Origin of the sequence: Pseudomonas putida (assembly GCF_022627325.1) — a bacterium.
Lineage (GTDB): Bacteria > Pseudomonadota > Gammaproteobacteria > Pseudomonadales > Pseudomonadaceae > Aquipseudomonas > Aquipseudomonas putida_X.
Genome location: NZ_JAETZZ010000001.1, coordinates 822,932 through 835,619 on the forward strand (window position 1 = coordinate 822,932; position 12,688 = coordinate 835,619).

Genomic DNA, 12,688 nt, shown 5'->3' on the forward strand with positions numbered 1-12,688 from the left:
TGTAGCAGCAGTTACCCGTGCAGGCAGGCGGTGCGATAGGCGCCTGGGGTGACGCCAAAGGCTTGCTTGAATTGCCGGCTGAGGTGGCTCTGGTCCGCGAAGCCCAGGTTGAAAGCCACGTCGGTCGCAGCCAGGCCGCGCTTGAGCATTTCCCGGGCACGGGCCAGGCGCCGTTGCTTGAGCCAGGCATGCGGCGGCAGGCCGGTGGCTTGGCGGAACACCCGGGCGAAATGGAACGGCGATAGATTGACCGCGCCCGCCAGCGCTTCGAGCGATGGCGGCTCTGCCAGTTGGCTCTCCAGCAGCTCGCGGGCGCGGGCTACGGCCAGTGGTTCGTGGCCAGGGGGCGCGGGTTCAGCGCATTGCCCGTGTCGTTGAACCAGGGCCAGAACCGCCTGGCGCCAGGCCGTCTGTTGCTGCAGGGCACTGGCGCTGGCTTCGGACAGCTGATGCAGCTTGCTGAAGGCGATGGCCAGGGCCGGGTCCTGGATCACGCTGTCCTTGAAGCTGGGCATGCCGTGGCGGCCCAGTTCCAGCTCGTCGAGCACCCCGGTCACCCGTTCATGGTCCGGATAGAACCCGCGGTAGCGCCAGCCAGCCTCATGGGCGGTGGCGCCGGTATGCAGTTCGTCCGGGTTGATCAGCACCATGCTGCCCACCGGCGCCAGGTGCTCGCTGCCGCGGTGCCAGAAGCGCTGGGCACCCGACTCGATCACGGTGAACACATAACCTTCGTGAACATGCGGGGCGAAGCGTTGCTGAATGTAGCGCGCATGCAACATCTCGACATCGCCCAGGGCGGGCGCCTGCCAAAGGTGGGTCTGTTCGCGCAGGGGCGTGCTCATGTCAGCCAGCTGCGCAGCAGGAAGAAGATCAACATGCTCACCAGCATGCTCAGCAATACACTGCGGGTCAACAGCACCAGCACGATGGCCACTACAGCCCCCAGCAGGTAGGGATTGAGCGGGCTCAAGTCCAGCTGATGGCCGGGCAGGAAGACGATTGGCCCGCAAATCGCGGTGAGCATGCCCGGCACGGCAAAGCCTAGAAACTGCCGGGCATTGGAACTCAGGCGCAGCGGTAGGCGCGGCTCCAGGAACGCGTAGCGATTGAGGAAGACGACGGCGCCCATGGCGAAGATCAGTAGCCAGGTCATACGCGGCCTCCGGAAAATTTCTGGCAGACGAAACCGGCAGCCATGCCCAGCAGGCCGGCGGCCACCAGCGCGGTTTCCCAATGCCAGTAGCTGAAAAGCACTGAACAGAACAGCGACACCGCCACGCACACTAGCGTGGCGAGGTTGCGCACCAGTGGGGCGATCAGGGCGACAAAGGTGGCGACGATGGAGAAATCCAGGCCCAGCTGGTCCAGGTGCGGGATGTTCTGGCCCAGGACGATGCCGGCCAGGGTGAACAGGTTCCAGGCCACATAGAAGGTCAGGCCGACCCCCAGCGCGTACCAGCGGTTGAATTGCTGTTGGTCATAGTGGCTTGTCAAGGCGAAGAACTCATCGGTCAACAGGAAACCCAAGCCCAGGCGCCAGCGCAGCGGCTGGTTCGACAGCACCGGGCGCATCGACAAGCCGTAAAGCAGATGTTGCGAGGTCAGCAGCAGGGTGGTCAGCAAGATCGACAGCAGGTTGGCGCCACCCTTGAGCATGCCGATGGCCACCAGTTGCGCGGCGCCCGCGAACACGATCGCCGACAGCCCCTGACCCTCCCAGGCACTGAGGTTGGCCTCGATGGCCATCGAGCCAGCCAGCAGGCCCCAAGGCGCGACGGCCAGTGATAACGGAAGAATGGCGATGGCGCCGTGCAGAAAAGCTTGGCGAGCGATGGGCGGACTGCTTTGCATGATGGCTGCAACACTGTTGTTCGGCAGCGCAGCATGCCAGAGGGTGGGCCAGGTGGCTTGAACGATCTTGCTGGTTTGCCACTGCCGTAGCAATGATCACCGCTGGCTGGTCAACCGCCGTTGTGCTGCTGCGCAACCATTGATTTCCACCGCCTTTTGCAGCAAGTCCCGGCGATGCTGTGGGTCCAGGTCGCCCAGCAACCGATACACCTCAGCCTGATAGTCGCGTTGGCGGCCCCACTGCATTTCCAGCCCTTGTGGCTGGCTGCGGCTGCAAGCCAGGCGTGTGGCCGGTTGCGGGTAGTAGGGCGCATACAGCGTTGCCATGCCTGGTATCGCTTCGAGCGCCTCGCGGTAACGGGGGCTGGCGTTATACGGTGGGCACCAGGTGGCGATCGCCGTAGCGGGCGGGGCAAAGCCCTGCTGCAGGCTGGCCTTGAGCAGCGGGCAGGCAGCATCAGGGATTTGCGCCGCAGGCAGGTAGGTCGTGTAGTACAGGGCCAGGCGGTATTGGGCCACGGGATGGCCGAGCTCCACTGACTTTTCAAGCAGGGCTACCGCAGTTGGCAGCGTGCGGGCCATGGCCTGGCCCTGGCGTTTGAGTTCCGGGTCGCCGCCAATGGCAGTGCGCAGGGTGTTGCCGTCATCCTCTGGAGTGTCGGCCTGCTCCAGTAATGGCAGGGCCTGGCGATAAAGCAAGTCGGCATGCGGATCGATACGCACGTCGAGCGCTTGTGCGGCAAACGGCATCAGCGAGATGAGCAGTGCGGGCACGCGGGCGAAACCACTCACAGGCAGGCCCCACTGGCACCACAGCCCGGATAAGCAGAAAGATACTGGTAGTCGGCTCGGGTGTTCATCACAAGTACACGTGCGCCTCAGGCGTATCGGAACGATGGCCTATTCTAGCCAACCGGATGGCGCTACCGAAAGGGCAACGCACATTTGTCAGACGAGCTTGACCGGGGCGACCTTGCGTTGGGCATGTTTTTCCTGGGCCAGGCCCAGTTTGGCGGTGATGACCTTGGCCAGTGCATCGTTGCCCAGATCGTTCAGGTGCAAGCGATCGATGAACAGCTCGGCCCCGAAGGCAGGGGAGCTGCTCAGCATGCTGTTCATGTCGTAACACGGCACCGGATCCGCCTGGCTCTTGATGCGCCTGAAGAAGGCCATGTGCAGCTGACTGTCGAAGGCGCCTTCGAGCAGCCGGTCGAAGTTGGTCGGTTGCTGTTCCAGTGCCGATAGCATGGCTCGCTCTCCGGCAGGCAGCGTTTCACGGCACCACGGCAGCAGCGGTTGGAGAATGAAGGTGAGGGTGGCGTGGCTGTCGGCAAGCAAGCGTTCCCATTGACTCAAGGTACGCCCGATGCAGTCGGCAGCGTGTGCCAGGCGTTTCTGTGGGGCGGATAATGGCCAGGCAGGGGGCGGCACCTGCCGACGCGGGGCCAGGGCCTGGCCAAGGCGTTGCCACAGCGAGTCCCGGCGTGCCGGACTGGCAGGTAGCGCGCCTTCGTTGAAACTGTTCAGGTAGTTCTGATAGGCCTTGGCATGCAGCGCAGCGTGCGGGCCGCCTAGCATTTCGCCGAGGCCCTCGTGGGCCAAGGTGTTGAGGCCGCTGAGCACCACCACGTGGCCGATTTCGCTGAAGCGATGCTGGTGGGTGAGAAACAGCAGCAGTTCCTGGCTGGCATTGAGCCCACAGCCAGCGAGGCTCAACCACACCTCCCCGGTGAGCATCGACAGGTGCGAGGCCACCGTATGCTCATCGGAACTGGCACCGATCCCCAAGGCGGTCGAACCGCCGACGAGCAAATTGACACGGCCGGTGCCGCCATATTCGCCGGCCGAAAATCGCTTGCCGGCGCAATGGCTGTAGCGCAAACCCAGCGCATCGGTGTTGATGGTGCCGGAACGGTAGCCGCTTTCGTGCACATGCAGGGTGTGTGGGGCACGGCGGCTGCCCAGTTGCAGGAAACGCTGGTAGTCGAGCGACAGTGGCGCAGGCAGGCCCGGGCCGAATGTTGCGCTACTGGACGGGTTCATGGGCGCTCCTTGTTGTCCGGCGTGGCGTCGCACCGAGGCGTCAGCCCGCCAGCTCCTTGATGTTGTAGGCCAGGCCACCGACTGCGATGAGCAACAGGGCAACCCCCGAGGCCAGCGAAATCACCCGGTTGCTACGCTGCGAGGCGATCTTGCCGATGGCAAAGATGTAAAGGCTGAGCACGGCGAAGTCGATGGCCACCCACAGCAGGGACAGCACCATCATGCTTTTGCCGAACGATTCGGTGATCTGGATGAACTGTGGGAAGAAGGCGATGAAGAAAATGATGTCCTTGGGGTTGGAAATACCGACCATGAACCCTTGCCACAAACCGCCCCGCCCGGCTCTTGCCGGTTGCTCAAGCGTCTCGCAGGCAGGCGCCTGCAGGCATTCGCGCAAGGTGCCTACGGCGATGTAGCCAATGAACAGGCAGCCGAGCAGGCTCATGCCACTGAGCCAGGCCTTGTCGATCGCTGCACTGGTGAGGATGACCCAGGCCGCGGCGCCGATCAGCACCAGGGAAGCCCAGTTGGTGCCGACAGCGGTGAACATGGCCTTGCGTGAGCCAGAGGCCGCGGCGGTGTTGACGATCAATGCCACGACCGGGCCGGGTGTGGCGATCAGCAGCAGTACGGTCAGGGCGTAGGTAGCGGTCAGTGCGGTATTCACGGTCAGTTCTCGATCTGGGTGTCTGGTGTTGCGTGGACGTGGGCATGAAAGGGGCAGCGCGATGGGTTGAGCGAGCCTGCTTCCTGCAGTTGGTATTGCTTCCATTCGAAGTTGTCGGCCTGGCCAAAGAAGCCCAGGCTGTCGGGCATCACGCCGTCGTTGTAGCGCTGCACGCGTTCGCGGATGCGTGCACGGATGCGCTTGCCGCTCTCGGTGGCGGCATTGGCCACTTCGTCGAAGTTTTCCCGCGGGTTGATGACGAAGGTGATGTGATTGCCCAGGTTGCGGCTTTTCATCTGATGGTGGCCGGGAAAATTCATGTTGATGAACAGCGCCATGCCGGCGTAGCAGAACGACCAGCCACTGTCGTGGGGGTCGGCTGGGATCGCTTGCGGCCACGGGTGCGGGTCACGGGCATGAACCCCGCGCAGCACCTTCCAGGCCAGCGCCTGCTGTTCGGCCAGGTTGCTGTCGGCGGCCGTTTCGAGAAACACCACCAGCGGGCTGCCGATGCGTTGCTTGACCGGCACCGGTGCTATGGTGCGCACGTACTCGGCCAGCCCTTGTGCGATGTCATCGGCGAGCTGTTCAGCGCGGGCGAAGAGGATGTGGCAGGATTCACCGGCCACCGCCTTGCGCCCGAACAGGCATGGAAAGTCGGGGTTGGCGAGGATGGTGCGAAAATGTTGTATCGTTTCGTGCGTCCAGTGCTGCGTGTTCCGGACATGTTCAGCGGCCAGCTCTAGCGCGTCCAGGCGATAGCAGTTTCCATAACCCGTAAACATGATTTCCCCAGGCGTTTAATGAGTAGAACGTTCAAGACACATGCAGGCAGGTTATTGGCTTATCTTTGTTGTTTACCTGCATTTTCTGGGGCGTACCTGGCGTTGTAAAACGCGTGGTACTATGACCTGCCATTAGTCTCACTCATGCTTCGGGGGCATCATGTCGGAACGGATTCAGGCCTTGCACGCGCTGCGTGCCTTCGAGGTGGCCTCACGGTACGGGTCGTTCACCCGCGCGGCCGAAGAGCTGGCCCTGACCCAAGGCGCCGTCAGCCACCACATAAAGACCCTCGAAAGCCTGTTCGGCTGCGACCTGTTCGAGCGACGTGGGCCCAAGTTGAGCCTCACCGAGCATGGGCGCCTGCTGGCCCAGGAGCTCAAAGTCGGCTTCAAGATCATCGAGAATGCCTGTGCACTGCTGCGCCAGGACCGCTACGGCCTGCGCTTGAAGGCGCCCTCGACGCTGACGGTGCGCTGGTTGCTGAGGGCCCTGGATGCCTTCAAAAAAGTCGATGACAGCTGCAGCGTCCAATTGTCGAGCGTGTGGATGGACATCGACACGGTGGACTTCTACTCCGAGCCCTACGACTGCGCCTTTCTCTTGTCCAACGGCCGGTTCGCCGCCGACATCGAGAGTTTCAAGCTGTTCGACGAATGGCTGATCCCGGTGTGCCACCCAGACTATATGGCGCATGAGCAGCCGGCACTGGGTGACCTGCGCCAATGTGAACTGCTGCACCCTTCATCGGACCGGCGCGATTGGCGGCGTTGGCTGGCGCGCATGGACGCCCTGGACATAAGCATCGATCAGGGCCAGGTGTTCGACACCCTCGACCAGGGCATTTCTGCGGCCCAGCAGGGGCTGGGCATTTCCGTGGTCGACCTGGTGCTGGCCAGTGCCGATCTTACTGCGGGGCGGCTGGTCACCCCGTTCAAGCATGCCGTGGCGACCGGGGACGGGTATTACATGACTTGGCTCAAATCCAGCCCCAAGGCGCGGCAAATGCACAAGCTGCGTGACTTTCTGCTGGGGCAGGTGCCGCCGTTGGCGTACAAGGACATCAACTACCTGTATGGCTGATTGCCCGCACAGCCACCCCGCGCACGGGTAGAATCATCCCATTCGACCTATCCGTAGCACCGAGGACAACGCAGTGGAGTTGCAGCAGGGCTTTGTCCTGACCCGGCACTGGCATGACACGCCCCAAGGTACCTGCGTGGAGTTCTGGCTGGCCACCGACCAGGGGCCGCGGCTGTTGCGTCTGGCCCCGCAGGAGTCGGTGGCGTTCATCCTGCAATCGCAGGTCGAACACGCGCGGCTGTTGCTGGCGGGCGAGGCCGGTGTGGAAATCAGGCCCCTGCGCCTGCAGGACTTCCAACATCGCCCGGTGCTGGGCGTGTATTGCCGTCAGCACCGGCAACTCATGCAACTGGAGCAGCGCTTGCGCGGTGCCGGTGTCGAGGTGTTCGAAGCGGACATCCGCCCGCCCGAGCGCTACCTGATGGAGCGCTTCATCACCGCCGCCGTGCAATTCACCGGTCAGCCTGATGCCCACGGTGTCATCTGCGAGGCCCAGCTCAAACCCTTGGCGCACTTTCGCCCGCCGCTACGCCTGGTGTCGCTGGACATCGAGACCAGCGAGCGCGGCGAGTTGTACAGCATCGCGCTGGAAGGCTGCGGGCAGCGGCAGGTATTCATGCTTGGGCCTGCCAATGGCCAGCCCGACGCCGTGGATTTCGACCTGCATTACTGCAACGACCGGGCGGCCATGCTCGACTGCCTGAACCAGTGGATGGCCAGGCACGATCCGGATGCGATCATTGGCTGGAACCTGGTCCAGTTCGACCTGCGCCTGTTGCATGAGCACGCCAAGCTGCTGCAGGTGCCGTTGAACCTGGGACGTAACGGTGCGCCCATGACGGTGCGCGCCCACGCCAACCGGGGCCACGTGTTTGCAGATGCGCCCGGCCGCTTGCTGATCGATGGCATCGAAGCGCTGCGCTCGGCCACCTGGAGCTTCCCTTCGTTCAGCCTGGAAAACGTCGCGCAGACCTTGCTGGGTGAAGGCAAGGCGATTGATACGCCTTACCAGCGCATGGACGAGATCAACCGCATGTTCGCCGAGGACAAGCCGTCGTTGGCGCGTTACAACCTCAAGGATTGCGAGCTGGTGACGCGGATTTTTGCGCATACCCGGCTGTTGGAGTTTCTGCTGGAGCGCTCGTCGGTGACCGGGCTGGCGGTGGACCGCAGCGGTGGCTCGGTGGCAGCGTTCTGTCATCTGTACATCCCGCACATGCATCGGCTGGGCTTCGTCGCGCCCAACCTGGGCAGTCGCCCGGATGAGGCCAGCCCGGGCGGTTTTGTCATGGACTCGCGCCCAGGGCTGTATGACTCGGTGCTGGTGCTCGACTACAAGAGCCTGTACCCCTCGATCATCCGGACGTTCCTGATCGACCCGGTGGGCCTGGTCGAAGGCCTGCGTCAGCCGGATGACGTGCACTCCGTCGAAGGTTTTCGCGGCGGGCGTTTCTCGCGCACCCGACATTGCCTGCCCGCCATCGTCGAGCGGGTGTGGCAGGGCAGGGAGGAGGCCAAGCGTGAAGGCAACGCACCGCTATCGCAGGCACTCAAGATCATCATGAATGCGTTTTACGGGGTGCTTGGGTCAAGCGGTTGCCGCTTCTTCGACCCGCGCCTGGCGTCTTCGATCACCATGCGCGGGCACCAGATCATGCGCCAGACACGCGCGCTGATCGAGGCACGCGGCTACGACGTTATCTACGGCGACACCGACTCTACCTTCGTCTGGCTCAAGGGTGCACATGATGAAGAGGCTGCCGCGCGCACCGGCCGCGCGCTGGTGGCCGAGGTCAACCAGTGGTGGCGGCAGCACCTGCGTGAAACCATGGGCCTGGAAAGCGCGCTGGAGTTGCAGTTCGAGACCCATTATCGGCGGTTTCTGATGCCGACCATCCGCGGCGCCGACGAGGGCAGCAAGAAGCGCTACGCCGGCCTGGTTCAGCGTGCCGACGGCAGCGAAGACATGGTGTACAAAGGCCTGGAATCGGTACGCACCGATTGGTCGCCCTTGGCCCGGCAGTTCCAGCAGGCCTTGTACGGGCGGATTTTCCGGGGCCAGCCTTATCGTGACTATGTGCGCGGGTTCGTCCAGCAGACCCTGGCAGGTGAGCTGGATGAGCTGCTGATCTACCGCAAACGCCTGCGTCGCCCGTTGGCCGACTACCTGCGCAATGTCCCGCCGCATGTGCGCGCCGCACGCCTGGCTGATGAGTACAACAGCCGGCTTGGGCGTGCCCGGCAATACCAAAATGGCGGCTGGATCAGTTACGTGATCACCACGGCCGGCCCAGAGCCCATGGAAAACCTGCAGTCGCCGATCGATTACGACCACTACCTCAGCCGCCAGCTACAGCCTGTGGCCGACGCCATCCTGCCCTTTGTCGGTGATGACTTTGCAGCGTTGACCGACCGCCAACTGTTGCTGTTCTAAGTGCCGGCTAAGCGTCCCCTCAGGTGAGCGAAACAGGGCGCGCAGGTTGCCGTTAGTGGCTTTGGGCTATGCTGAATCTGGGCATCGGATGTTTCCGAAAATTCTGCCATCCTGGCATCGCGCCTCATCGGAAACCGCCAGTTACTTTTCCCTGGCCCTCTGATGTTCGAAGTGGTTTAGGCTCCGGGTCGGATTTTTCTCCGTGATCTGTAGTCATTGGTTTATCGAGACAATAAGGAGATGCGTATGCTCGTCCGGTCACTGACCCTCGCCACCCTGCTCGCCGTCACCGGCCCCCTGTTCGCCGCCGACAGCGACGCTCCGCTGGCCAAGGAACTGGGCAAGGCACGGCCATTGGTGATCATTGCCCCCAGTACCGCCGACCCGACCTTGCGGGGGCTGAACGAGGACTTGAAAGACCCTGCCACTCAGGCCGCGTTCAAGGAGCGTGACCTGGTGGTTTACAGCGTCGCCAGAATGATGGGCAAGCGTGAGGACAAGAACCTTGAGCAGCAGACCACCATGGCGCTGATACGTGAGCTCAAGCTTGGTGCCAGCAAGGGCACCAAGGTCATCCTGATTGGCAAGGATGGTGAGCGCCACATGCTCAAGGATGACGAAACAAACGAAAAGATCGACGTCAAGGCCATCATCAAAGCAGTCGATGAGTTGCCAGCCAGCGAAAAGGCCATGACTGCACCGGAGCCTGTCGCTGCGGCAGCGGAGCCCAAGGCCAAGGACAGCAAACCCGCCAAACCAGCCAAGCCGGCTGCGCCGCCCAAGCCATTGGAAGACTGACACCCGCCACGCGTATCACGCTTGGCGAAACACAAAGGGCTCGTGAGCCGTACGCTCCGGGCCCTTTGCATTTCATGTTGTTGTGGCCTGGGCCGCGATGTGCCGTTTGATCCAGTGATCAACGCTTAGCCTACCGGCACCGTTGAGCAGCAAGGGCAGCAATGCAGCCAGGTAGATCAGAGGCAGCTTGTAGGCCCCGAAGCCTAGATCGGTCATGGCGTAACCCTTGGCCAGTTCGGCCAGGTCCGACCAGTGTGCAGGCCAGTGCAGCGCTACGATCGCTACCACGGTTACCAATGCCAGCCCCGCCGCCGCCAGCCGTGTACCAAGGCCTAGCAGCAGGAGCAGCGGCAGCACCAGTTCGGCCCACATCGACAGGTGCCAGTTCAACTCCGCTGGCAGCAGGCTGAAGGGCAGTGGGAAGCGCCCCTGTATATCGCCGAACCAGTTGCTGCCGTTGAATTTTTCCAGGCCGGATTCGAAGAATTCCCAGGCCAGAAACAGCCGTAATGGCAAATCCGCTCCCCAGCCTGCGAGGCAGTCCAGGGGGCTCGAGGTGCGTTTTAGCGTGGTCATGGGCTGTGCTACTCCGTCAGGAAAGAGCGGTGGCGTTGCGGCGCTGGTAAAGCGCCCGTTTGGCGGTGAGCCTGAGGGCGATGGCGGTCATGAGCAGGCCGGCCTGGGCGGCGAACAGCCTCCAGCCAGAGGGAAGGGCGATGGCTCTCATCGAAAAAATCTCCCGGTGTGTCAAAGTGTGACCGGGAGTGTGGCGGTACGACGTACCGGCAGTGTGTCGGTGCAGGCTGTGTTGTGTATCAGAAAGGAGTGACGTGTGGTGTAGGGCAATGTCACCCCTGCAGTCCGGCGCGCAGCGCCGCGTCAAGGCCTGCAGGGTTTCACTTCAGCTCGATCTGTGCGCACAGGCCTCCGCCCTGGCGGTTGCTGAGCACCAATTGCCCGCCCATGGCTTGGATCAGTTGGTGGGCGATTGCCAGGCCCAGGCCGGTGCCGCCGGTGCTGCGGTTGCGCGAGCTTTCCACGCGGTAGAATGGTTTGAGCACTTCGCTGAGCGCTTGCTGGGGGATGCCAGGCCCTTCATCCAGCACGCGGATCAGAATACGTCCCTGCTCATGGCTGACCTCCAATTGCGCCTTGCCGGCAAACTTCAGGGCATTGTCCAGCAGGTTGACCAACACCCGGCGCAGCGCATGCGGGCGCGTTTCCAGCAAACGGCCGGTAGTGCCATGGCGCTCGACCTGCGCGCCGCTGTCCTGGTAATCGAACACCACGCTGTCGAGGAACGCGTCGAGGTCGATGCGGCAGGGCGGCTCGGTGTTGATATCCATGCTGCGGGCGTAGGCTACGCCTTCGCGGACCAAATGCTCCATGGCATCCAGGTCATGCCATAACTTGTCCTTCTCCACGCCCTCGTCCATTACCTCGACCCGCAGTTTCATGCGTGTGATCGGGGTTTGCAGGTCATGGGAAATCGCTGCCAGCAACTGCATGCGCTCCTTGAGATAGGCAGTGATGCGCGCCTGCAAGGCGTTGAAGGCGACGGCGGCATATTTCACTTCGCGCGGGCCGCTTTCGTCCAGCAGCCTGCCGGGCTTGTCCGGGTCGAGGTCGTCAAGCGCCTTGACCAGGCGGGTCAGCGGGCCGATGGCCAGGCGCACGGCCAGCCAGGTACAGAACAGCAGCACGGCAAGCTGTATGAGCAACACCAGCGGCAGCCATGTGGCGATCGGCACAGCTGCCGGGGTGACATCGATGGTCAGCGGCGCGCCGTCGGCCAGACGCAGGTGCGCCTGGAAGTGGGCGTTCGGGCCGGGTATCTCCTGGAAGGTCAGGCGATACTGGCTGCCGATGGCCTTGACGATCGAATCGGCAGCCATGGGTGGGTCATCGCTTGGCATCGCCGCGCCGGTCACGCCAGTGTCCAGCCGATAGCGGTAGGTGCGCCGCTCCAGGCGGGGCAGCCAGGCGGGGCGTTCAGCAGCGGGAAGGCGGTCAAGGATGGCCACTGACGTGGCGACGTCCTGTTCCAGGTTGCTGAGCATCATCGAGCGGCTGCTGATATAGCGCTCATAGGCCTGCAGGCTGAACGACAGCCCATAGGCCAGCACCAGCCCGGTGATGAAGATCAGCGCCAGGCGCGAGGCGAGGGTGCGCGGCCACTTCATGATGGCGACTCGAGCAGTTGCACGGGCAGCGAGAACACATAACCTTCACTGCGCACCGTCTTGATGCAGCTGGGTTCGCGCGCGTCGTCGCCCAGGCGTTGGCGCAGGCGGCTGACCAGCAGGTCGATGGAGCGATCGAAGATATCGGCCTCGCGGCCTTGGGTCAGGTTGAGCAACTGTTCGCGGCTGAGCACCCGTTGTGGATGGTCGAGGAACACGCGCAACAGGCGGTATTCGGCGCCACTGAGAGCCACCAGCGTGCCTGCGCTATCAAGCAGGTGGCGCGCGGTGGTGTCCAGGCGCCACTGGCCGAAACCGATCAGGCGGCCGCTTTCGCTGATGGTCAGGTTGGGCGGCAACATGCGGGTGCGGCGCAGCACCGCGTTGATGCGGGCCAGTAATTCGCGGGCTGAGAATGGCTTGGTCAGGTAATCGTCAGCGCCCATCTCCAGGCCGATGATGCGGTCGGTCTCGTCGTTGCGCGCGGTCAGCATCAGCACTGGCGTAGTGCGGTGCTTGCCGGCGCGCAGATCACGGCACAGCAGCAGGCCGTCATCGCCCGGCATCATGATGTCGAGCACGATCAGGTCGACACTGTTGGCTTCCAGGAAAGCTCGCATCTGCCGGCCGTCGGCGACGATGCTGGTGCGCAGGCCGTTCTTCTTCAGGTAATTGCCGACCAGTTCGCGGATTTCACGGTCGTCGTCGACGATCAGGATGTGATCGACATGTTCCATCGGTGGGGTCCTGTGCAAGGGGAATGAGCGCAGTGTACCGAGCAGGTATGAGCTTGCCTGCAGAGGTTTGTATTGCAGTGTATCTGGCCGTGCGACAGATACAGCA

At 63.1% G+C, this 12,688-nt stretch carries 14 protein-coding genes; 3 read left to right on the forward strand and 11 right to left on the reverse strand.

Going from position 1 to position 12,688, the window contains the following annotated elements; translation table 11 throughout:
• Window positions 1–11: 11 nt before the first annotated feature.
• The 7 genes from JNA92_RS03695 to JNA92_RS03725 all read right to left on the reverse strand — a co-directional run bounded on the left by JNA92_RS03695 (window position 12) and on the right by JNA92_RS03725 (window position 5,349).
• The gene (locus JNA92_RS03695; RefSeq protein WP_241803357.1) at window positions 12–845 is read right to left on the reverse strand and encodes an AraC family transcriptional regulator; all 834 of its coding nucleotides are present in this window, start codon (window positions 843–845) and stop codon (window positions 12–14) included.
• A complete protein-coding gene (locus tag JNA92_RS03700; RefSeq protein WP_039605278.1) occupies window positions 842–1,156 on the reverse strand; it encodes an AzlD domain-containing protein in 315 nt (104 codons plus the stop codon). The genes JNA92_RS03695 and JNA92_RS03700 overlap by 4 nt, the downstream gene beginning before the upstream one ends.
• Window positions 1,153–1,854: an AzlC family ABC transporter permease gene (locus tag JNA92_RS03705; RefSeq protein ID WP_241803358.1), complete on the reverse strand. Its 702-nt coding sequence runs from the start codon at window positions 1,852–1,854 to the stop codon at window positions 1,153–1,155. The genes JNA92_RS03700 and JNA92_RS03705 overlap by 4 nt, the downstream gene beginning before the upstream one ends.
• Window positions 1,855–1,950: 96 nt before the next feature.
• Entirely contained in the window at window positions 1,951–2,604 is a 654-nt protein-coding gene (locus tag JNA92_RS03710) for a sel1 repeat family protein (protein WP_277818026.1), read from the reverse strand.
• Between the two features lie 198 nt (window positions 2,605–2,802).
• Window positions 2,803–3,897 carry a hypothetical protein gene (locus JNA92_RS03715; protein ID WP_241803360.1) on the reverse strand — a complete coding sequence of 365 codons (1,095 nt, stop codon included), beginning with the start codon at window positions 3,895–3,897 and terminating at the stop codon, window positions 2,803–2,805.
• Window positions 3,898–3,937: 40 nt separating this feature from the next.
• Window positions 3,938–4,564: a LysE family translocator gene (locus JNA92_RS03720; protein WP_241803361.1), complete on the reverse strand. Its 627-nt coding sequence runs from the start codon at window positions 4,562–4,564 to the stop codon at window positions 3,938–3,940.
• A gap of 2 nt (window positions 4,565–4,566) precedes the next feature.
• Window positions 4,567–5,349, reverse strand: coding sequence for a YqcI/YcgG family protein (locus JNA92_RS03725; RefSeq protein ID WP_241803362.1), 783 nt, complete (start codon window positions 5,347–5,349; stop codon window positions 4,567–4,569).
• A gap of 160 nt (window positions 5,350–5,509) precedes the next feature.
• Between JNA92_RS03725 and JNA92_RS03730 the strand changes: the two genes are divergently transcribed.
• The 3 genes from JNA92_RS03730 to JNA92_RS03740 all read left to right on the forward strand — a co-directional run bounded on the left by JNA92_RS03730 (window position 5,510) and on the right by JNA92_RS03740 (window position 9,662).
• Window positions 5,510–6,430: a LysR substrate-binding domain-containing protein gene (locus JNA92_RS03730; RefSeq protein ID WP_241803363.1), complete on the forward strand. Its 921-nt coding sequence runs from the start codon at window positions 5,510–5,512 to the stop codon at window positions 6,428–6,430.
• Window positions 6,431–6,503: 73 nt separating this feature from the next.
• Window positions 6,504–8,864, forward strand: a complete 2,361-nt coding sequence (locus tag JNA92_RS03735) for a DNA polymerase II (protein WP_241803364.1) — start codon at window positions 6,504–6,506, stop codon at window positions 8,862–8,864.
• A gap of 246 nt (window positions 8,865–9,110) precedes the next feature.
• Entirely contained in the window at window positions 9,111–9,662 is a 552-nt protein-coding gene (locus JNA92_RS03740; RefSeq protein ID WP_241803365.1) for a DUF4174 domain-containing protein, read from the forward strand.
• 72 nt (window positions 9,663–9,734) lie between these two features.
• On the opposite strand, the gene JNA92_RS03745 is transcribed toward JNA92_RS03740, so the two are convergent.
• From JNA92_RS03745 to JNA92_RS03755, 4 genes are all read right to left on the reverse strand, one after another.
• The gene (locus JNA92_RS03745; protein WP_241803366.1) at window positions 9,735–10,238 is read right to left on the reverse strand and encodes an HvfX family Cu-binding RiPP maturation protein; all 504 of its coding nucleotides are present in this window, start codon (window positions 10,236–10,238) and stop codon (window positions 9,735–9,737) included.
• Window positions 10,239–10,254: 16 nt separating this feature from the next.
• Window positions 10,255–10,389: a hypothetical protein gene (locus JNA92_RS25815; protein WP_277817995.1), complete on the reverse strand. Its 135-nt coding sequence runs from the start codon at window positions 10,387–10,389 to the stop codon at window positions 10,255–10,257.
• Window positions 10,390–10,558: 169 nt separating this feature from the next.
• Window positions 10,559–11,845: a sensor histidine kinase gene (locus JNA92_RS03750; RefSeq protein ID WP_241803367.1), complete on the reverse strand. Its 1,287-nt coding sequence runs from the start codon at window positions 11,843–11,845 to the stop codon at window positions 10,559–10,561.
• Window positions 11,842–12,582: a response regulator gene (locus JNA92_RS03755; protein ID WP_241803368.1), complete on the reverse strand. Its 741-nt coding sequence runs from the start codon at window positions 12,580–12,582 to the stop codon at window positions 11,842–11,844. The genes JNA92_RS03750 and JNA92_RS03755 overlap by 4 nt, the downstream gene beginning before the upstream one ends.
• Window positions 12,583–12,688: the final 106 nt, after the last annotated feature.

What these genes read in the sequence shown, in the direction of transcription:
- JNA92_RS03750 (WP_241803367.1), bottom strand. Translation starts at nt 11,845, where the DNA reads ATGAAGTGGCCGCGCACCCTCGCCTCGCGCCTGGCGCTGATCTTCATC.
- JNA92_RS03710 (WP_277818026.1), bottom strand. Translation starts at nt 2,604, where the DNA reads ATGCCGTTTGCCGCACAAGCGCTCGACGTGCGTATCGATCCGCATGCC.
- JNA92_RS03730 (WP_241803363.1), top strand. Translation starts at nt 5,510, where the DNA reads ATGTCGGAACGGATTCAGGCCTTGCACGCGCTGCGTGCCTTCGAGGTG.
- JNA92_RS03740 (WP_241803365.1), top strand. Translation starts at nt 9,111, where the DNA reads ATGCTCGTCCGGTCACTGACCCTCGCCACCCTGCTCGCCGTCACCGGC.
- JNA92_RS25815 (WP_277817995.1), bottom strand. Translation starts at nt 10,389, where the DNA reads ATGAGAGCCATCGCCCTTCCCTCTGGCTGGAGGCTGTTCGCCGCCCAG.
- JNA92_RS03695 (WP_241803357.1), bottom strand. Translation starts at nt 845, where the DNA reads ATGAGCACGCCCCTGCGCGAACAGACCCACCTTTGGCAGGCGCCCGCC.
- JNA92_RS03700 (WP_039605278.1), bottom strand. Translation starts at nt 1,156, where the DNA reads ATGACCTGGCTACTGATCTTCGCCATGGGCGCCGTCGTCTTCCTCAAT.
- JNA92_RS03725 (WP_241803362.1), bottom strand. Translation starts at nt 5,349, where the DNA reads ATGTTTACGGGTTATGGAAACTGCTATCGCCTGGACGCGCTAGAGCTG.
- JNA92_RS03755 (WP_241803368.1), bottom strand. Translation starts at nt 12,582, where the DNA reads ATGGAACATGTCGATCACATCCTGATCGTCGACGACGACCGTGAAATC.
- JNA92_RS03745 (WP_241803366.1), bottom strand. Translation starts at nt 10,238, where the DNA reads ATGACCACGCTAAAACGCACCTCGAGCCCCCTGGACTGCCTCGCAGGC.
- JNA92_RS03715 (WP_241803360.1), bottom strand. Translation starts at nt 3,897, where the DNA reads ATGAACCCGTCCAGTAGCGCAACATTCGGCCCGGGCCTGCCTGCGCCA.
- JNA92_RS03705 (WP_241803358.1), bottom strand. Translation starts at nt 1,854, where the DNA reads ATGCAAAGCAGTCCGCCCATCGCTCGCCAAGCTTTTCTGCACGGCGCC.